The 24,367-nt window shown below is 63.0% G+C and carries 24 protein-coding genes; 8 read left to right on the top strand and 16 right to left on the bottom strand.

All coding sequences use genetic code 11. From position 1 onward, the window contains the following. Positions 1-16 precede the first annotated feature (16 nt). Positions 17-628 (bottom strand): TetR/AcrR family transcriptional regulator, encoded by a 612-nt coding sequence (locus tag ACQ4N9_RS23270; RefSeq protein WP_110993592.1) that lies wholly within the window; start codon positions 626-628, stop codon positions 17-19. 132 nt (positions 629-760) lie between these two features. Between ACQ4N9_RS23270 and ACQ4N9_RS23275 the strand changes: the two genes are divergently transcribed. Further along, entirely contained in the window at positions 761-1,669 is a 909-nt protein-coding gene (locus tag ACQ4N9_RS23275) for a DUF808 domain-containing protein (RefSeq protein ID WP_390967386.1), read from the top strand. Here the strand turns inward: ACQ4N9_RS23275 and ACQ4N9_RS23280 are convergent. Further along, on the bottom strand, positions 1,659-3,602 hold the full coding sequence (locus tag ACQ4N9_RS23280) for an LTA synthase family protein (protein WP_390967387.1): 1,944 nt from the start codon (positions 3,600-3,602) through the stop codon (positions 1,659-1,661). The genes ACQ4N9_RS23275 and ACQ4N9_RS23280 overlap by 11 nt on opposite strands. Before the next feature lie 149 nt (positions 3,603-3,751). Between ACQ4N9_RS23280 and ACQ4N9_RS23285 the strand changes: the two genes are divergently transcribed. Continuing rightward, on the top strand, positions 3,752-4,054 hold the full coding sequence (locus tag ACQ4N9_RS23285; protein ID WP_125463331.1) for a hypothetical protein: 303 nt from the start codon (positions 3,752-3,754) through the stop codon (positions 4,052-4,054). Between the two features lie 74 nt (positions 4,055-4,128). On the opposite strand, the gene ACQ4N9_RS23290 is transcribed toward ACQ4N9_RS23285, so the two are convergent. The 7 genes from ACQ4N9_RS23290 to puuE all read right to left on the bottom strand — a co-directional run bounded on the left by ACQ4N9_RS23290 (position 4,129) and on the right by puuE (position 11,117). Then, positions 4,129-4,911 (bottom strand): outer membrane protein OmpK, encoded by a 783-nt coding sequence (locus ACQ4N9_RS23290; protein ID WP_125857973.1) that lies wholly within the window; start codon positions 4,909-4,911, stop codon positions 4,129-4,131. A 352-nt stretch (positions 4,912-5,263) separates the two neighbouring features. After that, on the bottom strand, positions 5,264-6,049 hold the full coding sequence (locus tag ACQ4N9_RS23295; RefSeq protein ID WP_125463333.1) for an outer membrane protein OmpK: 786 nt from the start codon (positions 6,047-6,049) through the stop codon (positions 5,264-5,266). 140 nt (positions 6,050-6,189) lie between these two features. Further along, on the bottom strand, positions 6,190-7,545 hold the full coding sequence (locus tag ACQ4N9_RS23300) for a nucleobase:cation symporter-2 family protein (protein WP_390967389.1): 1,356 nt from the start codon (positions 7,543-7,545) through the stop codon (positions 6,190-6,192). Between the two features lie 152 nt (positions 7,546-7,697). Further along, positions 7,698-9,017: a urate hydroxylase PuuD gene (locus tag ACQ4N9_RS23305; RefSeq protein ID WP_390967390.1), complete on the bottom strand. Its 1,320-nt coding sequence runs from the start codon at positions 9,015-9,017 to the stop codon at positions 7,698-7,700. Positions 9,018-9,062: 45 nt separating this feature from the next. Then, entirely contained in the window at positions 9,063-9,566 is a 504-nt protein-coding gene (locus ACQ4N9_RS23310; protein WP_046856488.1) for an ureidoglycolate lyase, read from the bottom strand. A gap of 109 nt (positions 9,567-9,675) precedes the next feature. Beyond that, on the bottom strand, positions 9,676-10,191 hold the full coding sequence (uraD, locus tag ACQ4N9_RS23315) for a 2-oxo-4-hydroxy-4-carboxy-5-ureidoimidazoline decarboxylase (RefSeq protein WP_125857976.1): 516 nt from the start codon (positions 10,189-10,191) through the stop codon (positions 9,676-9,678). Next, complete coding sequence (gene puuE / locus ACQ4N9_RS23320) at positions 10,191-11,117, bottom strand: allantoinase PuuE (protein WP_390967391.1); 927 nt, start codon at positions 11,115-11,117, stop codon at positions 10,191-10,193. The genes uraD and puuE overlap by 1 nt, the downstream gene beginning before the upstream one ends. A 388-nt stretch (positions 11,118-11,505) precedes the next feature. On the opposite strand from puuE, the gene uraH reads away from it, so the two are divergent. After that, complete coding sequence (gene uraH, locus ACQ4N9_RS23325; protein WP_110993583.1) at positions 11,506-11,859, top strand: hydroxyisourate hydrolase; 354 nt, start codon at positions 11,506-11,508, stop codon at positions 11,857-11,859. Positions 11,860-12,197: 338 nt separating this feature from the next. Here uraH and dacB read toward each other — a convergent pair whose 3' ends face one another. After that, on the bottom strand, positions 12,198-13,661 hold the full coding sequence (dacB, locus tag ACQ4N9_RS23330; RefSeq protein ID WP_390967392.1) for a D-alanyl-D-alanine carboxypeptidase/D-alanyl-D-alanine endopeptidase: 1,464 nt from the start codon (positions 13,659-13,661) through the stop codon (positions 12,198-12,200). 185 nt (positions 13,662-13,846) lie between these two features. Between dacB and ACQ4N9_RS23335 the strand changes: the two genes are divergently transcribed. Continuing rightward, positions 13,847-14,191 carry a YggL family protein gene (locus ACQ4N9_RS23335; protein ID WP_125463339.1) on the top strand — a complete coding sequence of 115 codons (345 nt, stop codon included), beginning with the start codon at positions 13,847-13,849 and terminating at the stop codon, positions 14,189-14,191. Between the two features lie 32 nt (positions 14,192-14,223). Here ACQ4N9_RS23335 and ACQ4N9_RS23340 read toward each other — a convergent pair whose 3' ends face one another. The 6 genes from ACQ4N9_RS23340 to ACQ4N9_RS23365 all read right to left on the bottom strand — a co-directional run bounded on the left by ACQ4N9_RS23340 (position 14,224) and on the right by ACQ4N9_RS23365 (position 21,193). Continuing rightward, positions 14,224-17,808 (bottom strand): transporter substrate-binding domain-containing protein, encoded by a 3,585-nt coding sequence (locus tag ACQ4N9_RS23340; protein ID WP_390967393.1) that lies wholly within the window; start codon positions 17,806-17,808, stop codon positions 14,224-14,226. Positions 17,809-17,866: 58 nt separating this feature from the next. Next, positions 17,867-18,487 carry a response regulator transcription factor gene (locus tag ACQ4N9_RS23345; RefSeq protein WP_125463341.1) on the bottom strand — a complete coding sequence of 207 codons (621 nt, stop codon included), beginning with the start codon at positions 18,485-18,487 and terminating at the stop codon, positions 17,867-17,869. Between the two features lie 279 nt (positions 18,488-18,766). Further along, positions 18,767-20,098: a deoxyguanosinetriphosphate triphosphohydrolase gene (locus ACQ4N9_RS23350; RefSeq protein WP_110993577.1), complete on the bottom strand. Its 1,332-nt coding sequence runs from the start codon at positions 20,096-20,098 to the stop codon at positions 18,767-18,769. 73 nt (positions 20,099-20,171) lie between these two features. Further along, the gene (locus tag ACQ4N9_RS23355) at positions 20,172-20,501 is read right to left on the bottom strand and encodes a hypothetical protein (protein ID WP_347151202.1); all 330 of its coding nucleotides are present in this window, start codon (positions 20,499-20,501) and stop codon (positions 20,172-20,174) included. After that, a complete protein-coding gene (locus ACQ4N9_RS23360; protein WP_110993575.1) occupies positions 20,498-20,872 on the bottom strand; it encodes a phage holin family protein in 375 nt (124 codons plus the stop codon). Before ACQ4N9_RS23360 ends, ACQ4N9_RS23355 begins: the two co-directional genes overlap by 4 nt. A 9-nt stretch (positions 20,873-20,881) precedes the next feature. Beyond that, positions 20,882-21,193, bottom strand: a complete 312-nt coding sequence (locus tag ACQ4N9_RS23365; protein ID WP_125857980.1) for a DUF883 family protein — start codon at positions 21,191-21,193, stop codon at positions 20,882-20,884. A 301-nt stretch (positions 21,194-21,494) separates the two neighbouring features. Here ACQ4N9_RS23365 and ACQ4N9_RS23370 point away from each other — a divergent pair, with 301 nt between their 5' ends. The 4 genes from ACQ4N9_RS23370 to ACQ4N9_RS23385 all read left to right on the top strand — a co-directional run bounded on the left by ACQ4N9_RS23370 (position 21,495) and on the right by ACQ4N9_RS23385 (position 24,326). Continuing rightward, positions 21,495-22,703 (top strand): ammonium transporter, encoded by a 1,209-nt coding sequence (locus ACQ4N9_RS23370; protein WP_390967394.1) that lies wholly within the window; start codon positions 21,495-21,497, stop codon positions 22,701-22,703. A 74-nt stretch (positions 22,704-22,777) separates the two neighbouring features. Next, entirely contained in the window at positions 22,778-23,014 is a 237-nt protein-coding gene (locus tag ACQ4N9_RS23375) for a glutaredoxin family protein (protein WP_347151200.1), read from the top strand. Positions 23,015-23,081: 67 nt separating this feature from the next. Beyond that, positions 23,082-23,411, top strand: coding sequence for a transcriptional regulator (locus ACQ4N9_RS23380; RefSeq protein WP_110993572.1), 330 nt, complete (start codon positions 23,082-23,084; stop codon positions 23,409-23,411). A gap of 30 nt (positions 23,412-23,441) precedes the next feature. Next, positions 23,442-24,326, top strand: a complete 885-nt coding sequence (locus ACQ4N9_RS23385) for a pseudouridine synthase (protein WP_390967395.1) — start codon at positions 23,442-23,444, stop codon at positions 24,324-24,326. Positions 24,327-24,367 lie beyond the last annotated feature (41 nt).

A 24,367-nucleotide genomic window follows, 5' to 3' on the forward strand; every position in this document is an offset into this window, starting at 1 on the left:
GGGCAATCGCCGTGGTTCAGGCTGCCTCTGGCTCGCAGCCCTTCAGCACCAGGCGAATGATGGTTTCTGCCGCCGCATCGTAGTCACTGTCGGCCAATTTGGCCTTCCCCGTCACCACGGCAATCTGCCAGTCGAAATCCGCGTAGGTCTGTGTCGCTGCCCAGATGCTGAACATCAGGTGGTGCGGGTCGACGTGGGCGATCTGCCCGCGGTCGATCCAGCGCTGGATGCACTCGATGTTATGCCGGGCCTGCTCGTTGAGCTGCTCGACCTGGCGCGGCGACAGGTGCGGCGCGCCGTGCATGATCTCGCTGGCGAACACTTTCGAGGCGTGGGGCAGGTCGCGGGAGATGAGGATCTTCGAGCGGATATAGGCGCTCAGCACTTCCTTGGGGTCGCCATCGGCGCTGAACGGCGTCGAAGCCTGCATGATCGGCGCGATGATGCTCTCGAGCACCTCGCGGTAGAGGTTTTCCTTCGACTTGAAGTAGTAGTACACGTTCGGCTTGGGCAGGCCGGCCTTGGCCGCGATATCGCTGGTCTTGGTGGCGGCGAAGCCCTTGTCGGCGAATTCTTCACTGGCCGCGCGCAGGATCAGTTCCTTGTTGCGCTCGCGAATGGTGCTCATTGTCGGGGGTCTTCCTCGTGTATGGCCCCCTCCGTGAGGGGTCCGGCATGGTAGCACCCGCCTCGACGGGGGCTCAAGGCAGCGACTTTCGGCTAGAATCCGCAGCACTCAAACCACGGGATACAAGCAAACATGGCAGGAAGCAGTCTACTGGTACTGATCGACGACATCGCCACGGTACTCGACGATGTGTCGCTGATGACCAAGGTCGCGGCGAAAAAGACCGCCGGCGTGCTCGGTGACGACCTGGCGCTCAATGCCCAGCAGGTTTCCGGGGTGCGCGCCGAGCGCGAGATCCCGGTGGTGTGGGCGGTGGCCAAGGGCTCGATGGTCAACAAGGCGATCCTGGTGCCGGCGGCGCTGCTGATCAGCGCGTTCATCCCGTGGGCGGTGACGCCGCTGCTGATGGTCGGTGGCGCCTACCTGTGCTTCGAGGGTTTCGAGAAGCTGGCGCACAAGTTCCTGCACAGCAAGGAAGAGGACGAGGCGCAGCACGAGGCGCGCAAAGAAGCCGTAGCCGATGCCAATGTCGACCTGGTGGCCTTCGAGAAGGACAAGATCAAGGGCGCGGTGCGGACCGACTTCATCCTCTCCGCCGAGATCATCGCCATCACCCTGGGTACCGTCGCCGATGCACCGTTGACCCAGCAGATCATCGTGCTGTCGGGCATCGCCATTGTCATGACCGTGGGTGTGTATGGCCTGGTGGGCGGCATCGTCAAGCTCGATGACCTCGGGCTGTGGATGAGCAAGAAGGCCTCCAGCGTCACCCGTGCCGTCGGCAACGGCATCCTGCGCGCGGCGCCATACCTGATGAAGAGCCTGTCGGTGATTGGTACCGCGGCCATGTTCCTGGTCGGTGGCGGCATCCTGGTGCACGGCATTGCGCCACTGCATCACGCCATCGAGGCCTTCGCCGAAGGCCGGGGCGGGGCGCTGACCGGCGCCTTGCTCAACGGCGTGGCCGGCGTGGTCGCCGGGGCCGTGGTGCTGGCGCTGGTCAGCGCTGCCGCGAAGCTATGGCGCGCGGTCAGGGGCTGACCGTGACGCGCTTCTCCTGCGGGCGCCAGCTCAGCAGGTTCTGGCTGAAGCCGTAGGCCGCACTCTGGTAGTAGGCAATGGCCCGGCGGATCAGCGGGTTGTCCACGCCCACCTTGGTCTCATGGCTGTTGCCCAGGGCATCCTGGTGAATCCGCAGGCCACCGCGTGGGCTGAGGATCGCCAGGTCCTTGCCGTCGTACAGGCCCAGGTGCTGGTAGTTGCCGATCAGTACCCGGGGTGGCAAGTCGTCGCCCTTGAGCAGGTCGCGGCCGAAGAAGGTCGAGGTGTAGCTCAGGTTGAGCAGGCCGAGCAGGGTCGGCGCCAGGTCGATCTGGCTGGCCAGGGTCGGGTTCTCGGCCGGTTCGATCATCTTCGGTGCATAGATCCACAGCGGAATCTGGTAGTTGGCGACCGGCAGGTCCTCTTTGCCGGCGCTGCCGGCTGTGTGGTCGGCGACGAAGATGAACAGGGTATTGTCGAACCAGGGCTTTTTCCGGGCCTGTTGCAGGAACTGGTCGATGGCGTAGTCGGTGTACTTCACCGCACCTTCGCGACCGTCACCGGAGGGGATGTCGATACGCCCCTCGGGGTAGGTGTAAGGGCGGTGGTTGGACGTGGTCATCAGCTGCAGGAAGAACGGCTTTTGCGTGGCGTGGTCGGCATCGGCCAGCTTGATCGCCTGGCGATAGAGGTCTTCGTCGGCCATGCCCCAGGCATTCTTGAAGCTGATTTCGCTTTCATCGATGCTGCTCTGGTCGACGATGCGATAGCCGTTGCCGCTGAAGAACGCGTTCATGTTGTCGAAGTAGCCGCGCCCGCCATAGACGTAGACCGCGTCGTAACCCACGGCCGCCAATTGCTGGCCGAGGCTGGCGTAGCCGCTTTCGCGGCCGATGCGCTTGACGATCGAGCGCCCGGGGGTGGGCGGAATCGACAGGGTGATGGCTTCCAGGCCACGGTCGGTGCGCGTGCCGGTGGCGTAGAAATTGTTGAAATACAGGCTCTGCTTGCGCAGCACGTCGAGGTTGGGCGTGAGGTTGCGCGGGTCGCCGTTGCTGCCCATGTACTTGGCGCTGAAGCTTTCGATGGTCACCAGGATGATGTTGGGCGTGCGCTGCGGGCCGCTGGCGCTGATGTGGCGGCGGATGTCCTGGGGCTCGCGCAGCTCGAAGCGGGCATTGGCGGCGGCCAGTTCATGGTGCATCTGCGCACCGACATCATCGGCGCCGAGGGTGGCGTAGAACTGGCTGTAGTCCAGTTCGTTGTTGCGAAAAGCGGCGAAGAACTGGTACGGGCCGTTGCTGGACAGCTCGCGCTGGTAGGCGTTGCCATCCGGGTTGCGCGGGAACTGCTGGTCGATGATCAGTACCGAGGCGCCGCACAGCACCGCCAGCACGGCAACGCCGGCCAGGCGCTGGCGCGCGTTGGCGGGCGCTGCGGACAGTGCGCGGAGCAGAGGCTTGCGCAGCAGCAGGCAGAGCACCATGGCAGCCACCGCAAGGCTGCCGAGCAGCGTTGGCAGGGGGTAGGACTCGCGGATGTTGTCCAGCACTTCCTTGGAATACACCAGGTAGTCGACGGCGATGAAGTTGAAGCGCACGCCGAACTCGTCCCAGAACAGCCATTCGGCCACGGCGACGAACAGCATCACGAACAGGCTGACGGCCAGCACGCCCTGCATCATCCAGCGGTGCGCCCGGGTGCGCCACAGCGACGCTGGGCAAAGGGCCAGGTAAACGCCCAGCGGCAGCGCGGCATAGATGAGGAAGCTGAGGTCGTACAGCGCGCCGGTGAAAAACACCGCGAAGTAGTTACCGCTGAACTCGTCTGCGTGAGCCAGCAACAAGACCAATCGGGTCAGCAGAAAAACGCCGAACCAGGTAGAACACAAAAGAATGAGGAAGCGCCAGGGGGCGGCGAGAGGTGCTCGCATGAATTTTGCCTATGTCCTTATGAGGTGCAGGAAGGCAAGCAGGCTAGCGGCTTGTTTGCAAAAGTTTTGTCAAAATTTCGCTATAGGATGATTGATACTTCGGCTTTATAGTTCAGAACTTTCTTTTTTAATGAAGGCGAGGGCTGAACATGTTTGGCAATGTGTTGACCTACGATGCCTATCACCTGGCGCTATACCTGCTCACCGCGCTGGCCTGGAGCGTTCTGGGCCTGTGGTTGCTGATGAGTGGCGTGGGCGTCGCGGCGTTGCTCAGGTGTTGCGCCATGTTTGGCGTGGCGCTGCTGATCAATGGATTCATGCTGATGCTGGATATTTGGCGGGTGCTCGATCATGCCCAGGTTGAGGCTGGTTTATTGGCGGTAGGTGTGGTTTTGCCAATAATGTTGATGTTGATTTACAAGACAAGTTTTTCAAAAGTAAGAAAAGGCTGACTTATATGTAGGTTTATTCCTACATGCTCTAACGAAACAGCGCCTCAATTAGAGGCGCTGTTTCGTTTCAGTCATCAGAAGTGCACTTTCACCAACAAGCTGGCGGTGTTCTGGTCGGTGGTGAAGGCGTCGCTGTCCTTGATGCCGTACTTGTTCTTCCAGTAGTCGTACTCGATACCGACGTACAGCTGCTTCTCACCCAGGTGCAGCGCTTTACCCAGGTCGTACTTGATCTGCGGGTTGAAGTGCAGGTTGGCCTGGTAGGTGCCGCGACGGTTCTCGTCGTTGTCCACCACCCAGTCCATGAAGCCGTCGATCAGCACGTCGGACGAACCCACAGGGATGGTGTAGGACCACACCGGGGTGATCTGCCAGACGTTGTCGCCCGGGCGGCTGCCGTCGGTGGTGCGTTGGTAGAAGTTCAGCTGGAAGTAGTCGAAGCCTGGGATGGCCAGGTCGAAGCCTGGGCCGATCAGGTAGGACTCGGTGTCACCCTCGCCGAACTCGTAGGTCATGGCCAGCAGCACGTCCTTGACCGGGCCGAACTCGATCTTCTGGTCGAAGATCTTGCCGAACGACAGGCGTGGGCTGAACTCGCCGTAGTAGGTGTTCGGGCCGTTATTGGCGTCCTTCTTGCCCTGGTAGAAGATCTTGTCGAGGAAGAAGAAGTTGTCGCCATACTTCCAGCCGTCGGCGTGCTCGAAGGTCACCGTCTGCTGGATTTCCGGGTTGACCTTGAAGTTCTTGCCCCACAGGTAGGTCAGGCTGTTGTTCTGCCACTGCAGCAGGTCACCGGCTTGGCTGGCGCCACAGGCCAGCAGGCCGCCGGCGAGGATCAGGCTATTGATGATGCGCATTGCGTGTGTCGCTCCCTTGATTGGATCTGTTGTCAGCGCTCGGGCGCCGTTTTTTGTCTTTTGAGTCAGCTTTTTTCGATTGGCCACAGCTGTTTGGCAAGAGCTGCGCCAACTTTTCCGGGTTGGCCACAACCATCCTGCTCGACGTCTTGCTGAACGGATGAACATGGTTCTTTCAGGCTGGCAACACGTTGACCAACCGCCCGAATTCATTGACTGAGCGGTCAGCAAACGTGGGCAGGATCCTTCCTGCCCCGATCGAGGGGGCGCGCAGATTACTGGCTTGCGCGCCGGTCCTCAAGTGCTCCGTCCTGGAGCACGGTGTTACAAAGTTGTGCGTTTGGTCAGGTTATCAGAAGTGGACCTTGATCAGGGCACTGGCGACGCTCTGATTGCTTTCCAGGTTGCCGCGGCTGTCGATGCCGTATTTGTCCTTCCAGTAGCTGTACTCGAAGCCCACGTAAAGCTGCTTGGCGCCCAGGTTCAGGGCCTTGCCCAGGTCGTATTTGACCTGTGGGTTGAAGTGCAGGTTGGAATGGTAGGTGCCACGGCGGGTCTGGTCGTTGTCGGTGACCCAGTCCATGTAGCCATCGATCAGGATGTCGGAGCGGCCCACGGGAATGGTGTAGGACCAGCCGGGGGTGATCTGCCAGACGTTGTCACCCGGGCGGCTGCCTTCGGTGTTGCGCAGGTAGAAGTTCAGGGTGAAGTAGTTGAAGCCGGGAATGTTCAGGTCGAAGCCGGGGCCGATCAGGTAGGCCTCGTTGTCGCCTTCGCCGCGTTCGTAGGTCATGGCCAGCAGCACGTCCTTGACCGGGCCGAAGCTCAGGTTGCGGTCGAGGATCTTGCCGAACGACAGGCGCGGGCTGAACTCGCCGTAATAGGTGGTCACGCCTTTGCTCGGGTCGGGCTTGCCGTTGTAGAAGATCTTGTCGACGAACAGGAAGGTGTCGCCGTACTTCCACTTGTTGGCGTGCTCGAAGGTGATGGTCTGCTGGATATCGGGGTTGACCTTGAAATCCTTGCCATACAGGTAGGTCAGGCTTTCTCCGTGCCACTGCAGCCATTCGCCGGCGTGGGAGGGGAGGGTGGCCAGCAGGCTGCTGCCCAGCAACAGCGAGGAAGTGATGCGCTTCATGTTGTGTTTCCCGGACTTATTGTTTTTGTTGGCGGTTTTTTCGGCGCGCAGGCGCCCCGGGCGGCCCATTCCGGCGGGCCGACGGTGATGCGGTTACTGCGGGTGGCAAGCGGGGCGGCAAAGGCTGCCGCCCCTGGTCCTCAATGCTGGTGGCAGGCGTCGTTGTGCGCGGCGCGTTCGGCGCCACCGAGGATGTTGAACAGCAGGTTCAGCACCAGGGCGCTGAGGGTGGCCATGGCAATGCCACTGTGGGTGATGGGTTCCATCCACTGCGGCATCTGCGCGAAGAACTCCGGGCGCACCACTGGGATCAGGCCCAGGCCGACGCTGACCGCAACCAGCAGCTGGTTGCGACGGTCGGAGATGTCCGCTTCCTGGAGGATCTTGATCCCGGTGGCGGTGACCATGCCGAACATGGCGATGGACGCGCCGCCCAGTACTGCAGGCGGGATCGAGGCGATCAGGAAGGCCGCCTTGGGCAGCAGGCTGAGCAGGATCAGCAAGCCGCCGGCCATCACCGTGACGTAGCGGCAACGCACCCCGGTCATCTGCACCAGGCCGATGTTCTGGGCGAACGAGGAGTGGGTGAAGGTGTTGAAGAACCCGGCGATGAACGATGCCCCGGCGTCGCACAGCAGGCCGCGACGCAGCATCCCTGGGGTAACTTCACGGTCGGTGACCTTGCCCAGGGCGAGGAACATGCCGGTGGACTCGACGAAGATGATCACCACCACCAGGCACATCGACAGGATCGGCGCCAGGCTGAAGGTCGGCATGCCGAAGTGCAGGGGGGTGACCACCTGCAGCCAGGGCGCCTCGTTCAGGCCGGACAGGTCGACCATGCCGATGGAACCGGCGAGGATGTAGCCCAGGCCCATGCCCACCAGCACCGAAACGTTGACCCAGAAACCGCGCATGAAGCGGTTGATCAGCAGGATCACCGCCAGCACCAGGCCGGCGACCATCAGGTAGATCGGCGAGCCGAAGGTCTCGGCCTCATGGCCACCACCGGCCCAGTTGACCGCCACCGGGAACAGCGACAGGCCGATGGAGGTGATGACCGTGCCGGTCACCAGGGGGGGGAAGAAACGCACGACCTTGGACATGAACGGCGCGATCAGCATGCCGAAGAACCCGGCGGCGATGGTCGCGCCGAAGATCCCCTGCAAACCGACGCCGGGCATGCCGGCCATGGCCACCATGCTGCCGACGGCGGCGAAGCTGGCGCCCATCATGACCGGCATGCGGATGCCGACCGGGCCGATACCGAAGGATTGGATGATGGTGGCAACGCCGGCGACCAGCAGGTCGGCGTTGATCAGAAAGGCGACTTCCTCGCGGGACAGGCCGGCGGCCTGGCCGATGATCAGCGGCACGGCAATGGCGCCACCGTACATCAGCAGAACGTGTTGCAAACCCACCAGGATCAGCTGGAACAGGGGCAGGGGCTGTCGTGGCGGCGCAACAGGAATGTACGCCTTGGGTGACTCGGACATGCAGCACCTCGAGTTTTGTTTTTATTCTCGGATCCAAGCCAAAAGCTCCAAGCGGCAAGCTTCAAGTAGAAGCTTGTGGTTCCCGCTCGAAGCCTGAGGCTCGATGCTTGCTTGTTATCTAGCTACTTACCGCTTGTAGCTTGCAGCTGCTTTCAGTTGACCTGGGCGCCTTTGGCGATCCAGTCGCCGACCAGCTTGCGTTCTTCAACGGTCATCTGGGTGATGTTGCCCAGCGGCATGATCTGGCTGGCGACGGCCTGCGCCTGGATGCGCGCGGCCTGGGCCTGGATCTGCTGCGGGGTGTCGAACATCACGCCGGCAGGGGCGGCGCTGAACAGTGGGCTGGTCGGCTTGGACGAGTGGCACACGGTGCAGCGTTCCTGGATGACGTTGTGGATCTTGTCGAAACCGCCGGTGGCTGCCTGGGCGGTGGCCTGGGCAGGTGCTGCGGCTGGTGCTTCGGCAGGCTTGGCAGCTTCCTCGGCGCGCAGCTCGGCGGCGGTCTTGCCACCCACGGCCGTGGCCGGCAGCGGCTGGTACTCGACCTTGGCGGCGGCCTGCTCAGGGGCGGTCGGCAGCGGCTTGGGGCCGGTCACGTAGGCCAGGCAGATCATCGCCAGGGCGCCGACAGGCAGGGTCCAGGCGTACTTGTTGCTGTCGTGGCGGGTGTTGAAGTAGTGACGGATCAATACCGCGGCCACCGCGATCCCGGCCAGGATCAGCCAGTTGTACTGGCTGCCGTAGGTGCTCGGGAAGTGGTTGCTGATCATGATGAACAGCACCGGCAGGGTGAAGTAGTTGTTGTGGCGCGAGCGCAGCAGGCCCTTGGCCGGCAGTACCGGGTCGGGGGTCTGGTTGTTCTCGATGGCCGCCACCAGCTGGCGCTGGGCCGGCATGATGATGCGGAACACGTTACCGACCATGATGGTGCCGATGATCGCGCCGGTGTGCAGGTAAGCGCCGCGGCCGCTGAACACAAGGCTGAAGCCCCAGCATGCGGCAATGATCAGCACGAACAGCACGCCACCCAGCAGGGCCGGTTTCTTGCCCAGGGGCGAGTCGCAGAGGAAGTCGTAGACGAACCAGCCGGCGATCAGCGAACCGATACCGATGGCCACGCCTTCGGCACCGCTCAGGGTGCTGCCGGGGGCCAGCAGGTACAGGGCCGGGTTCCAGTAGAACACCACGCACAGCAAGGCGATCCCGGACATCCAGGTGAAGTAGGCTTCCCATTTGAACCAGTGCAGGTTCTCGGGCATTTTCGGTGGCGCGAGCTTGTATTTTTCCAGGTGGTAGATACCGCCACCGTGGATGGCCCAAAGGTCACCCGACAACCCATCGCGCGGGTTGCTTCGGTTCAGGTGGTTCTCCAGCCAGACGAAGTAGAACGATGCACCGATCCAGGCGACGCCGGTGATCATGTGAACCCAGCGAATGCTCAGGTTCAGCCATTCGTGAAGGTGTGCTTCCACAGTAGTTACCTCTCGCCGGTCACCACATAGATGACCGACCCTTTCTTATTGGTGGGGATTGAGGATCAGCATCTGTTCCTCGGGGAAGTAATGCTCATCGCAGTTGTTGCCAGAACCACTGCGATCAACCACCAGGAAATCATCCCGCTTTTCGATCGTAAGCACCGGGTGGTGCCAAACGCCGCGATGGTAATTGATGCCCTGCCTGCCGTTACTGCGGAAGGCGCGGACCAAGCCTGATACAGGTGCATCGCCAACTGGCGCGACCACGATCAGAAAGGGGTTGCCGAGCAGCGGGATGAAAGCCTGGCTGCCCAGCGGATGGCGTTCCAGCATGCGCACGGTCAGCGGCATTTCCAGCGCGTCGGCGCGGAAGATGCTGATGATCGCCTTGTCCTCAGGCTCGGCGGTCTCGACCGTGGCGAGCTTGTGGAAGCGCATGGTCGAGCCGTTGTTGATCATGAAGTGGTCGCTGCCATCGGTTTCGATCACATCACCGAACGGGGCAAAGGCTTCTTTGGTCAGGGGCTCGATCATCAGGGTGCGCATGCGGTTATCTCTTCTATGTTCGTTGTTCTTGATTTGGGTGGACTGGTAGCTCTTGCCAGGCCCTGGGTACGGACGCGTCACGCACTCGGGCCAGGCCTTCGCACAGTCCTTAAAGCTGCAGCAGGCGGAACAGGGCGATCAGGTTGATCTGCGCCAGGGCTTCCTTGAACTCGGCATCCTTGTCGTTGTGGATGCGCTTTTCGAAGGAGGCGAGGATCTGGTGCCGGTTGCTGCCCTTGACCGCCATGATGAACGGGAACTGGAACTTGGCTTTGTAGGCGTCGTTCAGTTCGGTGAAGCGGGCGAACTCTTCGGCGGTGCACTGGTGGATACCGGCGCCGGCCTGTTCGTTGGTGCTCGATTCGGTCAGCTCGCCCTGCACGGCGGCTTTGCCGGCCAGGTCCGGGTGAGCGTTGATCAGGGCCAACTGGTCGCTGTGGTTGGCGCTGAGCAGGATGTCGCTCATGCGCTGATGCAGCGCTTCGATCTCGTCCAGTTCAGCCAGTTGGCCGAGATCGTAGGCCTTTTCGGCGACCCACGGCGAGTGCTCGTAGATGTCGGCGAAGGCTTCGACGAAGGCGGCGCGGCCCAGGCTGGAAGGTTTGAGGGTCTTGAAGGCGGTCATCAGGCGTTCTCTTTCTTGTACGGGTGGGTGGCGTGCCAGTGGCGGGCGATGTCCGCGCGCCGGGCGAACCAGACCTGCTCATGGCTCTTGGCGTAATCGACGAAGCGCTTGAGCGCGGCGAGGCGCGCCGGGCGGCCGACCAGGCGGCAGTGCAGGCCGATGGAGAGCATTTTCGGGGCTTCGGCGCCTTCGGCGTACAGCACGTCAAAGGCGTCCTTGAGGTACTGGAAGAACTGCTCGCCGCAGTTGAAACCCTGTACCTGGGTGAAGCGCATGTCGTTGGTGTCCAGGGTGTAGGGGATCACCAGGTGCGGCTTGCCGGTCGGGTTGTTCGGTTCCCAGTAGGGCAGGTCGTCGTCGTAGGTGTCGCTGTCGTAGAGGAAACCGCCTTCCTCCATCACCAGGCGGCGGGTGTTCGGGCCGGTGCGGCCGGTGTACCAGCCCACCGGGCGCTCGCCGGTCAGTTCGGTGAGGATGCGGATGGCTTCGAGCATGTGCTCGCGCTCTTGCGCTTCTTCCATGTTCTGGTAGTCGATCCAGCGGTAGCCGTGGCTGCAGATCTCGTGGCCGGCCTCGGCCATGGCGCGGATCACGTCGGGGTGGCGCTGGGCGGCCATGGCCACGGCGAAGATGGTCAGCGGCACGCCGCTGTCCTTGAACAGCTTGAGCAGGCGCCATACACCGGCGCGGCTGCCGTATTCGTAGAGCGATTCCATGCTCATGTTGCGCTGGCCCTGCAACGGCTGGGCGGCCACCATTTCAGACAGGAAGGCCTCGGACTCTTTGTCGCCGTGCAGGATGTTGCGCTCGCCACCTTCTTCGTAATTGAGCACGAAGGACAGTGCAATGCGGGCATTCCCCGGCCATTGCGGATGAGGTGGGTTGTTGCCGTAACCGATCAGGTCGCGAGGGTAGTCAGCGCTCACTGCAGTCTTCCTTCTTGTACGTTAGTGCGGTTGGTGGGCGGGCCGCGTCGGGATGTCGCACCACCGGATGGGCTGATTGTATACAACTTCTTAAATACTTTGTAAGCCTGTTTTTCCGCATTTCTTCCCATTTGTCGCCCTGAAGCAGCTTGCAAGAAACCTGCCTAATTGGTCAGCTAATAGCGGTGACGCCTGCTTGTTGCCTGTCTTTGCGATTGGTGGCCTGTTTTCAGGGGTGAGCGGGTCGGTAGGAAGAAGGGTTCAAAAAATTGTGTACAATTTTTTGAGAAACTGTCTTAATGGCCTCATTCCCGCACACCGCTGGCCCCCGTGCCCGGTGCATGCCGTGTATTTTTTGCCCACGCATACGACAAGAGGCGACAAGCAAATGGGACGTTTGACCACACACGTACTGGACGCCGCGCATGGCTGCCCGGGCAGCTCGATCAAGGTTGAGCTGTACCGTGTCGAAGGCCAGCAGCTGGAGTTGATCAACACCGTGCTGACCAACAGCGATGGCCGCGTCGACGCACCGCTGTTGCAGGGTGACGACTACCGCACCGGCGTTTACCAGCTGCAGTTCAGCGCTGGCGATTATTACCGCGCTCGCGGCGTGCAACTGCCGGCCGCGGCGTTCCTTGACGTTGTCGTGCTGCGCTTTGGCATCGATGAGCAGCAAGAGCACTACCATGTGCCGCTGCTGATCTCGCCGTACAGCTACTCGACCTATCGTGGAAGCTAGTTGGTCGCTAGAAGAATCTTCGTAGGTCCTTGCCCGCTCTCACACTGGCGGGCTTTTTTTTGCCCGTCAGTAGGAGCGGCGCAATGCCTGTGGGAGCGGGTTTACCGGAGTGCCGGACCACCGCGAAGCAGGCGGCGCGATGGATGGCACCGGCTCTGCCGGTGTTCGCGGGTAAATCGCAGCGGCGAACCGCCGCTCCCACAGGATGCGCGCCGCTTTGACGCCAAGCGTTGTAACTGTAGGGGCGCAGCCTGTGATGAGTTAAACGCAGGCAGATACGACAAAGGGGCGCCATGCGCCCCTTTGTCGTTTGCTTGTGTAACCCGTTCAGGCCGGCATCAGGGCGCGATGCCCGCCGTGCCGTTGACCAGCTTCGGTTGCCGGTAGAGGTCCAGCAATACCTGGTCCAGCACCTGCGAGGCGCCCCAGGGTTTGGGGTCGTTGAGGATGGCAGCGACCGCCCAGGTGTTGCCATTGCTGTCGCGGCTGAAGCCAGCGATCGCGCGGACGGTGTTGAGGGTGCCGGTCTTGATATGGGCCTCACCGCTCATGGCCGTGCGCTTGAGGCGCTTGCGCATGGTGCCATCCATGCCCACCAGAGGCATGGAACTGATGAATTCGGCGGCGTACGGGCTGTTCCAGGCAGCCTGCAGCAGCGCGGCCATCTCGCGGGTGCTGACCCGTTCCGCGCGGGACAGGCCCGAGCCGTTCTCCATCACCAGGTGCGGCGCGGTGATGCCTTTCTTCGCCAGCCACTGACGCACCACGCGCTGGGCGGCACGGGCATCGTCGCCATCGGCATCGGTGCGGAACTGCGCGCCGAGGCTGAGGAACAACTGCTGGGCCATGGTGTTGTTGCTGTACTTGTTGATGTCGCGGATCACTTCGACCAGGTCCGGCGAGAAGGCCCGGGCCAGCAGGCGGGCGCTCTTGGGCACGTTCTCGATGCGGTCGGCGCCCTGGATGCTGCCGCCCAGCTCGTTCCAGATGGCGCGCACGGCCCCGGCGGCATAGGTCGGGTGGTCCAGCAGCGACAGGTAAGTCTGCGAGTTGCAGCCTTCGGCCAGTTGGCCGCTGACCGTCACGCTGACACCGTCGGCCTGGGTCACCGGGTTGTAGCGCACTTCGCCGGTGCACTGCTTGCCCGCCACGGCCTTGACCTGGTTGTCGATGCGGATGCTGGCGATCGGCGGTTCGACCGCCACCGTGACCTTGCCACCGTCGTTGCGGGCGACGAAGCGCAGCGCCTTGAGGTTGACCAGCAGCGAATCGGGCTTGACCAGGAACGGCTTGTTGTCGTCGCCGCCGTCGTCATTGAACTGTGGCAGGTTGGGCTGTACGAAATGGCTGCGGTCCAGGACCAGGTCACCAGTCACGGTGCGCACGCCGTTGGCGCGCAGGTCGCGCATCAGCAGCCAGAGCTTTTCCATGTTCAGCTTGGGGTCACCGCCGCCCTTGAGGTAGAGGTTGCCGTTGAGCACCCCGTTGCTCAGGGTGCCGTCGGTGTAGAACTCGGTCTTCCACTGGAAGGTGGGGCCCAGCAGCTCGAGTGCGGCGTAGGTGGTGACCAGTTTCATGGTCGAGGCCGGGTTCACCGAGACGTCGGCGTTGAACACGGTCGCGGTGCCGGGGCCGTTGAGCGGCAGCATCACCAGGGACAGGGCGGAGTCTTGCAGCTTGTTGGTCTTGAGGGCCTGCTGCACCTTGGCTGGCAAGCTGGTGTTGACGGCGGCGGCCTGGCTGGGCAGGGCGAGTGGCAGGAGCAGGCCGGCGAGCAATAGGGGGCGGAGCGTCTTGATCATGGATAGATGAACCCTGCAGGCGAGGGAAAAAGACCATGGGGCTGTAAGAATGATGGCCCCAGCATGTAAACAAGTGCGCATTATGCCCCAAGCGCACGCTGTATGCGCCCCGTTCGACACAAATGCGCCGCAGCCCGCCGGAAACTGGTAAAGTGCCGCGCGTTAATACTTGAGAGGATTGTTTCATGGCTACCAACCGTTCCCGTCGCCTGCGCAAAAAACTGTGCGTGGATGAATTCCAGGAGCTGGGTTTCGAACTGAACCTGGGCTTCAAGGAAGACCTGTCCGATGAAGCCATCGATGCCTTCCTCGACGCCTTCCTGACCGAAGCCATGGACGCCAACGGCCTGGACTATGTCGGCGGCGATGACTTCGGCCTGGTCTGCAAGGCCACCCGTGGCTCGGTGGAAGAAGCGCAGCGCGCTGCTGTCGAAGCCTGGCTCAAAGGCCGCAGCGAACTGACCAATATCGAAGTCAGCCCGCTGCTGGACGCCTGGTACCCGGAAAAGCCGATCAACTCGGCTTCCTGATCCGTGGCGGCGGTGCCCGAGCGGGCGCCGCCTCACCTTGGCTCGGCCTGGCGCTCCAATTGCCGGGCCAGGGCTTTCTCCACACGGCGCATGTGCCGTGCCAGTGCCTGACGGTACAGCTTCATCTCAGCCAGGGGCAACCCGGGCTCCCCCAGTAGTTCACACGCCTGAATCAACGACCTGGCATCCAGCATTCGCGCCGCGCTGAGGATCTTGTGTGCCTGCGCGGCTAGCGCATCGGCGTCCTGCTGCGGGTCGATGGCCATCAGGATGCCCAGGTCCTGCTGCAGGCTCAGGTGCAAGGTGCTGAGGATGCGGTCGCGGTCACTGGCGCTGTCGCCGACAATGGCGCTCAGGCCCTGCAGGTGGAAGCGATGACCGCAATCGTCGCAGCCCTCCTTGCACGGCCTGGTGTTGCGGGCAATGGCCGCCAGCCGCTGGCCGAGCACCTGCAAGCCGATGGGCTTGAGCAGGCAGTCGTCCATCCCCGCATCCAGGCACTGCTGGCGCACTTCGGGTTGGGCGTTGGCGGTATAGCCGACCAGGGTGCAGCGTGGCCTGCCGTGCAGGCGTTCCTCCGCGCGCACGGTCCTGGCCAGCTCGTAGCCGTTCATGTGTGGCATGTTGCAGTCGACGATAAGTACGTCGAAACAGCCTTCGCGCCATTTGCGCAATCCTTCGCGACCATCGCGGGCGCTGTCCTGGCGCAAGCCCAGGTAGTTCAGCTGTTGTGCTATCAGCAACAGGTTGGCCGGGTGGTCGTCGATCACCAGGATCCTCAGCCGTGCATCCGGGCGTTCGATGTCGCTTGCGTCCTGAGGCCTCGACTCGACCGGGGCAACGCACTGCAAGGGCATGCGCAGCCTTACCCGCGTACCTACGCCATGCAGGCTCTGCAGGCTCAGTTCGCCGCCCATCATCGCGCACAGGCTCCGGCTTATCACCAGCCCGAGGCCGGTGCCGGCCCGAGCGCCGTCGCTGTAGGGGTTGGCCTGTACGAAGGGGGTGAAGAGTTGCTCGAGTTCCTGCTCGCGGATGCCGATGCCGGTGTCGCGGACTTCCATGTCGAGGGTCTGGGTCAGTGGCTCGCCACTGCTGCACAGTTTGACGTTGATGCTCACCTGGCCCTGTTCGGTGAACTTGATCGCATTGCTCACCAGGTTCGACAGCACCTGTTTGAACCGCAGCGGGTCGAGCAGCGCATGGCAGCGCGCCTCGGCAGCGATCACCACTTCGAGCGCCAGGCCCTTGTGTCGGGCCAGTCCGTCGAATACACGTCCGACGGACTCGACCAACGCTGCCAGGTCCACCGGCTCCGGGGCCAGGGACAAATGGCCCGACTCGATCCGGGCGATGTCGAGGATATCGCCGATCAACCCCAGCAGGTCCCTGGCCGAGTGATGGGCAATCTCCAGGGCAGGGCGGTCCAGTTGGCCCTTTTCGGCGCGCCGTGAGGCGAGTTCGAGCATGCCGATCAAGGCGTTCATGGGGGTGCGGATTTCGTGGCTGATGGTGGCGAGGAATGTGCTTTTGGCGCGGTTGGCGTCATCGGCCTGTTGCTTGGCCAGGCGCAGGTCCTGGACCAGGTTGCGGCGTTCGCTGATATCGATCCAGCCACCGATGATGCCCTGCATTTCCCCCAGCGAATCGCGGTAGGGGAGGATCCAGTGGTAGATGGTCAGATCCTTGTCCCTCAGCCGCAGAGGGCGATCGAGAATCAAGGGTTTGCCTTGTTCCATCACGCGTCGGTAATCGTCCTGGATCTGCCGGGTGTAGTCGCAGTCGCTGAAGCGGGTGTCCTGCAGGCGCTTGCCGATGACCTGCTCAAGGCTGGCGCCGACCGCTTGCAGGTAGCTGTCGTTGCAACTTTGCAGGCGCCCTTCGCGGTCACGCACGTACATGGGGTGTGGCGTGCCATTGAGCAAGGCGCCCATGAACTCCAGCTGGTCGTTGAGCGCCCGCTCGGCGTGTTGACGCTGTTTGATCTGGCGGCGCAGCCGGGCATTCCACACCAGTGCCAGCACCAGCAGCACAGCGATGACCGCGACCACCTGCAGGATCACCCTGCGATAATTGCGCCAATAGGCGTCGTCGGCCGCGCCGTGATCCCGCCAGCGACTATTGATCACCCCCAGTTCCTCCGGAGAGATGCTCAGCAGCGCCTTGTCGAGGATCGAAGACAGTTCGCTGGCCTGGGGCAGGGTGGCCAGCGAGAAGGCCGCAGGCTCGGTGCCGACGGTGGTGCGGATCACCAGGTCGTTGTTGCTGGCCAGCATATGGTTGGCGTCGATCAGTGTGGCGATGGCGGCATCCACGGCGCCACTGCCCAGCAGGGCCAGGGAGTAGTAGGTGCTGTCGGTGGCTACCTGGTGAATCAATGGGTGTTTGGCATTGAGCAGGGCGGCCACGCTGCTGTCACGGGGTACCGCGACCCGCTTGCCCTTGAGCTGCTTCAGATTGACCGGCTGGTGATTGCCGTCGCGGCTGACCAGCACATAGGCGCTTTCCAGGTAGGGCCTGCTCAGTTGCAGCGGGTTGCCTGGGCGGGTGTCGGTGGAGAGGGTGGCGATGATGTCGGTGCGGCCGGACTCAAGCTGATCGATCATGTCGCCATCGCCACTGGCGCGACCAATGTCGAAGCGCAAGCCGGTGCGCAGGCGGATGAGTTCGAGCAGGTCGGCGACGATGCCGCGTAGCCGGCCGTTGCCGTCGAGGAAGGTCAGCGGCGCGGCGGTGTCGTTGACCACGACCCGCATCACCGGGTGATCGCGCAGCCAGCTCTCTTCCCGTGGCGACAGCTGCAGCTTGCGATCGGTCAACAGGCTGCCGCTGCTGGCACTCCAGCGCTTGAAGATATCGTTGCGGGTGGCGCTCGATTGGGCGTCGAGGGCGGCGTTGACCAGGGCCAGCAGCATCGGGTCGTCGTCACGCATGGCAAAACTGAAGCCCACGGCCTCATGCTTGCCAAAGTTGGCCATGCGCAGACGCGGCAGGTGCCCCTGGCTGATCAGGTAGTGCGTGGAGACCGTGTCGCCGATGAACACGTCGGCCTGCTCGAAGGCCACGGCATTGAGCGCCTGGGTGGAGGACTCGAAGGTCAGCAGCTCGGCCTTGGGGTAGTTGGCTCGGATCTCTTCGGGCGGCAGGTAGTGATAGAGCATGCTCAGGCGCATGCCGTCCAGGCCGGTGTCCAGGGCGCGGGTTTCGTCCTCCCGGGTTACCAGCACAGGTTGGTCGATGGCGTAGGGGCGCGAAAGCGCCAGCCCCTGGGTAGTGACTTCATAGCCGTTGGCGCTACCGAGCAGATCAATCCGCCCGCTCTTGAGCGCCGCGACTGCCGCTGGCCGGCTGGGAAAGCGTTGCACCCGCACCGGCAGGCCCAGGGCATTGCCGATCAGGCCTGCGTAGTCGGCGGTCAAGCCTTGGTACTCGCGCCCTCCGCTGGCAATGTCGAACGGCGGATAGTCAGGTGCGGAAGTGCCGAGTACCAGTTCATGGCGGGTGGCTAACCAGTTGCGTTGCTCCAGGGTGAGGGCTGGGTGGATCGACGCCGGTGCCGAGCGGCTGAGCAGGGCGTAGTTCCTGCCTTCGTCGATGGTCGCGCAGGCAGTCGGCATGGGGGCGCCCAGGCTCAGGCAAAACAGCGATAGACCGAGGTACTTCCACATCACGACCTCAGACCAACGCGTTGCGTTTGGCGACGTCGATCAGCTCCACCAGGGTGCTGGCCTGCAACTTGTGCATAAGGCGTTTCTTGTAGGTGCTGACCGTCTTGTTGCTGAGAAACATGCCCTTGGCGATTTCCTTGTTGCTACGGCCCTGAGCGAAGAGTTGCAGCACCATCAGTTCGCGGTCATTGACCTGGCGGAACAACTCCAGTTCCTTATTGCAGTTTTTTTGCGCAGCGTTGAGTGCCTGGCTGGGGAAGTAGTTGTAGCCGGACAGTACCGCCTTGATGGCGCTGAGCAATTCGCCCAGGTCTTCTTGCTTGCAGACGTAGCCCGCAGCGCCAGAGTGCATGCAGCGAATCGCGAACAGCGCGGGAGATTGTGCGGTCAGTACCAGGACCTTGAGCGGCATGGCCATGGACTGGAAGCGAGACAGCATCTCAAGGCCGTCGAGCTTGGGGATGCTGATGTCGAGGATGACCAGGTCGGGGCGGTATTCGCGAATCATCTGCATGGCATCGACACCATTGTCAGATTCGCCCAGGACGTTGTAGCCCTGGTTCTCCAGCAGCATCCGAATAGCCAGGCGGATAACGGGATGATCGTCGACGATAAATACTGTTTGCATATTCAACATTCCATGCGGCGAGGCGAAAGCAGTCGGCACATTAGCTCAGTTGAATGGTGGCGGGCAGGGATGCTCAGGTTAATTTATGTATATAGGAAATTCCTTACGGCGAGAGCGTGTGTGTGCTACGAAGAATGTGGATTTTTAGACGGTTTGATTGATTTGGAAGGTTTAATTGGTTGTCCCGGGAGTTAATGTTTAATGTTTTTAGTGTTTGTGGGAAGAGTCTTACAAGTTTGGCGGTGAAGGTAGTAAGTGCACTACCGTCACCGCCCTGGCTCAAGTTGGACTGGTGCGCCCGGTCATCTCGCAGGCCATTTCACTGGCATAGCTGTCGGTCATGCCGGCGATGAAATCGATCATGCGCAGGAAGGCGCCATGCAGCGAGCCATGGGGGTTGGGCGCGTTATTGCCGATCAGGTCCAGCACGCGGCGGCTCTTGAACGACGGCGTGCGCCCGCCATGTTGTTCCAGCGCCGCGCCGCAGAAGGTGTTGAGGAGGATTTCCAGGGTGGTGTAGGCGCCTATTTCATGCAGGGTCTTGCGCTTGTCCTGGAAGATTTTCTTGCGTGCCATGTCCTTGGCCTGCAGCACACAGCGCTGGGCCGGGCCGTGCATGTGCTCGACCAGGTCGCCGGGCAGGCGGCCGGCGAGCAGGGCGCTTTGCTGTTCGACGAAGGCTTGAGCGGCGGCGTTGGTCAAGTGCTCGATGGCTTTGCCGCGCAGGATTGCCAGCTTGCGCCGACGAGATTCGTTGGGGCCGAGCTGGCGGTAGGTTTCCGGCAGGTCATCACCGACCAGGTCGAGCAGCAGCGCTTCGACTTCGGCGTACTGCAGCAGGTCCATCTCCAGGCCGTCTTCGAGGTCGATCAGGGCGTAGCAGATATCGTCGGCGGCCTCCATCAGGTAGACCAGCGGGTGCCGGGCCCAGCGTTGGTGTTCGAGCTGCGGCAGGCCCAGCTTGCCGGCGATCTGCTCGAGCAGGGGCAGCTCGCTCTGGTAGCAACCGAACTTGTGCTTCTTGTAGCCCTGGGCGTCGGCATGGCGCGAAGTCCAGGGGTACTTGAGGTAGGTGCCCAGCGTCGCGTAGGTCAGGCGCGTGCCACCATCGAACTGGTGGTATTCGAGCTGGGTCAGCACGCGAAAGCCTTGCGCATTGCCCTCGAAGTTGAGGAAGTCGGCGCGTTGGTCGTCGCTCATGTCGTCCAGCCAGCCACGCCCGGCGGCCTGCTGGAACCAGTGGCGGATGGCGTCTTCGCCGGAGTGGCCGAAGGGAGGGTTGCCGATGTCGTGGGCCAGGCAGGCCGACTGCACGATCATCCCCAGGTCGCTGGGCTCGCACCAGTCGGGCAGGGCGCCGCGCAGGGTTTCGCCAACGCGCATGCCCAGCGAGCGGCCAACGCAGCTGACTTCCAGCGAATGGGTGAGGCGGGTGTGGATATGATCGTTGCTGGTGACCGGATGTACCTGGGTCTTGCGCCCCAGGCGGCGGAAGGCGCCGGAAAAGATGATGCGGTCGTGGTCCTTGTGGAAGGGGCTGCGGCCGAGCTCTTCAGGGCTGTAGAGGGCTTTGCCCAGTCGTTCGCGGGTCAGCAGGGTGTGCCAGTCCAAGGCTCGATCTCCGGTCGTTGAATCGGCATAGCTTCCTGCGTCTGGCGCGCCCTGGCAAGGGCGCGCACGACGTTCAGGGGCGGCGACCGCTGCCCAGGAACAGGCGGATTAGCGGTGCCAGGCTGGTGCCCAGCTGCAGCAGGCGGCTGATGTTGCCGCTGCGCACGCCTTTGCCAGTGAGAAAACCCAGCGCGACGATAGCGCCCAGGCCCCACAGCGAGCCGTGCTTGACCCCCAGGCCCTCGCCGAACGAGCTGCCCATGCCGCGCAGGCGGCGAGCCGGTTCGAGCATCTGGGTGGTTTCGTGGCTGATCTGCTGGCGGTGCATCTCCATGCGCAGGCGCAGCAACGCCTTGCGCAGTTCGCGTGGATTACGCGTGTCGGGCATTTCGGGCAGGTTCATGGCAGCAGGCGCTCCCGGTCCTTGGCCAGCTCTTCGAGCGTGGCACTGAATGGCGAGGACTCATCGAACACCGCCGCTTTCAGGCGCAGGCCGCAGTACAGCGCGGCGATGCCGTAGAACAGGCACAGGCCGATGATCCCGGCCAGCCGGTAGCTGTCCCACAGCAGCACCAGTACCAGCCCGGACAGGGCGGTTAGCAGCAGCAGGGCGAACACCAGCGCCAGGCCGGCGAACAGCAGCAGGCGCAGGGTGCGCCCCTTCTGCTCCTGCAACTCGATGCCGAACAGCTCGATGTGGCTGTGCAGCAGGCCCAGCATCGCCGCGCCCAGGCGCCTGCCGGACGCGCCGGCGCCGATGGCGTCGTTGTCCATGGCGGCTCCTCAGCGCTTGGCCAGCAGGCCGATCAGCAGGCCGACGCCGGCAGCGATACCGATGGCCTGCCAAGGGTTCTCCTGCACGTATTGCTCGGCGCTGCCCACGGCCGCCTGGCCGCGCTGGCGTACCGAGTCCTGGGTGAGCTGCAGGGTTTCGCGGGCCTGAGCCAGGCGCTCGTGGATCTGTTCGCGCAGCTCGTCGGCCTGGTCGCCGGCCAGGTTGGCGGTGTCGGCGAGCAGTTTCTCGGTGTCGCGGACCAAGGCCTGGAAGTCAGCCATCAGTATGTCTTGAGCAGTCTTTGCCGATTTGCTGGCCATATGGGCCTCTCCCTGTGGATGTGTGTGGCTATTTCGAGTGATGGCGGGCGCGGAAGGTTCAGCACGATGTGCTGGTACAGCGCTTGCTTATGTTCGAGGCGCGCTCGCAAGCGTGCGCGCCGAAACCGTGCAGCCGCCCCGCGGATGACGCTAAACCTTAACCCAATCCACGACAAACCCAAGAAAAAACCACGCAGGCGTTCACCCGCTCACAGAAGCGGGGCAGGCGCCTGGCACCGATTCGGTGCAGGGATGCCGGTTCTTGAACTGTCCTGGTGCCTTTTTGCAGGCCTGCCTCTTCATGGAAAACATGCACAGCGCGATGGACTCCCTGGTCCATGGCTCCAACACCCTGTTCATCCTCATGGGCGCCATCCTGGTGCTGGCCATGCACGCCGGCTTCGCCTTTCTCGAAGTCGGCACCGTGCGCCACAAGAACCAGGTCAATGCCCTGTCGAAAATCCTCAGCGACTTCGCCATCTCGGCGCTGGCGTACTTCTTCATCGGTTACTGGATCGCTTACGGCGTGACCTTTTTCCAGCCTGCGGCAGTGCTGGCCAACGATCATGGCTATGCGCTGGTCAAGTGCTTCTTCCTGCTGACATTCGCCGCTGCAATCCCGGCGATCATCTCCGGCGGCATCGCCGAGCGGGCGCGGTTCGTCCCGCAACTGTGCGCCACGGCGCTGATCGTGGCGTTCATATACCCCTTCTTCGAGGGTGTGGTGTGGAATGGCAACTTCGGCTGGCAGGCCTGGCTGCAGGCCCGCTTCGGTGCACCCTTCCATGACTTTGCCGGCTCCGTGGTGGTGCACGCCATGGGCGGCTGGCTGGCGCTGGCGGCGGTGATCCTGCTGGGGGCACGCCGTGGCCGTTATCGCGATGGCCGGCTGGTGGCGTTCGCGCCGTCGAGCATTCCGTTCCTGGCGCTGGGCTCGTGGATCCTGATCATCGGCTGGTTCGGCTTCAACGTGATGAGCGCACAGACCCTGCAAGGGGTGAGCGGCCTGGTGGCGATCAACTCGCTGATGGCCATGGTCGGCGGCACCGTGTCGGCGCTGGTGGCCGGGCGCAACGACCCCGGCTTCCTGCATAACGGCCCGCTGGCCGGGTTGGTGGCGGTCTGTGCCGGTTCCGACCTGATGCACCCGATCGGTGCGCTGGCCGCCGGCCTCATCGCCGGCGGCCTGTTCGTCTGGTGCTTCACCGCGGCGCAGAACCGCTGGAAGATCGACGATGTGCTCGGTGTCTGGCCGCTGCACGGTGTGTGTGGGGTGTGGGGCGGCATCGCTTGTGGTGTGTTCGGCCAGGCGGCGCTGGGTGGCCTGGGGGGCGTAAGCCTGGTCAGCCAGTTGCTTGGCAGCTTGGCCGGTGTGCTGGTGGCGCTGGCCGGCGGTTTTGTCGTGTACGGCCTGATCAAGGCGGTGCACGGCCTGCGCCTGAGCCACGAACAGGAGTTCCAGGGGGCCGACCTGTCGCTGCACCGCATTGGCGCCACCAGCCAGGATTGATCCGGCGCAGGTGCGCGATGGCAAGCACGGACCTAGAATAAGCATCCCTTATCTGCGATTTCCGGGTTTGCCTCATGCTCCCTGAATGCCAGCTGTTCGGCACCCTCGGGTGCCACCTGTGTGAAGTGGCCGAGGCCATGTTGATGCCGTTCGTCGAGCATGGCTTGCTGGTCGAGCTGGTCGATATTGCCGACGCCGAGGCGCTGTTCGAGCGCTACAGCCTGACCATCCCGGTATTGCGCCGCTGCGATACCGGGGCCGAGCTGAACTGGCCCTTCGATGCCGAGCAGGTGGTGGCCTTCCTGCGCTGAGCCGCGCATTGACGACGGCGTGGCCCGCTCCGTATGCTGTATATAAATACAGTATCGAGGTAAAGCCATGCTCAATGTCGAGCAACTCAAGTACAGCATCAACCACATGGCCCCGGAGCGTGTGTGCGACGCCGTGCTGGAACTGCGCCTCGACGGCATCGTCACCGATGAGCAAACGCCGTTCGGCAAGGTCCATTTCAATACCTGTTTCGCCGAGATCGAGGCATTGTTCCAGCGCGCCGGCTTTCACCGGCCACTGGACGTGGTTGGCTACCAGGGTCTGAGCTACGCCTTGTTCGACCCCGGGCGCTGGGATGCGGTGCAGGTGCTGCGCTGGCTCAAGGCGCGCTGCGAGCCGGCCGGCGAGGCTGGTTGCGCCGCGCAGGCTGGGGGATAATGCCCGGCTCCCGATCAGCAGAGCCCGACGATGACCACGCCTTTCAACCCTGCCCACCTGCAAGCCAGCACGGTATGCCTGCCGCCCGGGCGCTGGGCGACAGTGCTCGATTGCCTGTGCGATCACTTCAAGGGCATCGACCGTGAGCAGTGGCTGGACCGTTTCGCCCGGGGCCGGGTGCTGGACGCGCAAGGCCAGGCGATTGCCGCCGACCTTGCCTACCGCCAGGGCATGCGCCTGCATTACTTTCGTGAAGTACCCAACGAGAAGCCGATCCCGGTACAGGAGCAGATCCTGCACATGGATGAGCATCTGGTGGTGGCGGACAAGCCGCATTTCCTGCCGGTAACGCCCACTGGCGAGTATGTCGAGCAGACCTTGCTGCGCCGCTTGATCCGCCGGCTGGACAACCCGCACCTGGTGCCGTTGCACCGCATCGACCGTCACACCGCGGGGCTGGTGTTGTTCTCGGCCAACCCGCAAACCCGGGGTGCCTATCAGCGGCTGTTCCCCGAGCGGCGCATCGACAAGCACTACCAGGCCATCGCCGCTGCGCTGCCGCAGCATGATTTCCCCTTGGTGCATTGCAGCCGCCTGGTGCATGGCGAGCCGTTCTTCCGCATGCATGAAGTGCAAGGGGCCGATAACAGCGAAACCCATGCCTGCGTGCTGGAAAAGAACGGTGGGTTGTGGCGCTATGGCCTGTCGCCGGTCACCGGCAAGACCCATCAGTTGCGGGTGCACATGGCGGCGCTGGGGGCAGGGATCTGCAACGACCCGTTCTACCCGCAGCTGGTCGATGAACAGGATGACTATGAGCGGCCATTGAAGCTGCTGGCCCAGAGCCTGCGCTTTGATGACCCGTTGACGGGTGAGGCGCGTTACTTCGAGAGCAGGCTGAAACTGGACTGGTAAAAGCATCGCGGGGGGAAGCGAAACGGGGAACCAACGCGAAC

Origin of the sequence: Pseudomonas sp. ES1 (assembly GCF_050586605.1) — a bacterium.
Taxonomy (GTDB): domain Bacteria; phylum Pseudomonadota; class Gammaproteobacteria; order Pseudomonadales; family Pseudomonadaceae; genus Aquipseudomonas; species Aquipseudomonas sichuanensis.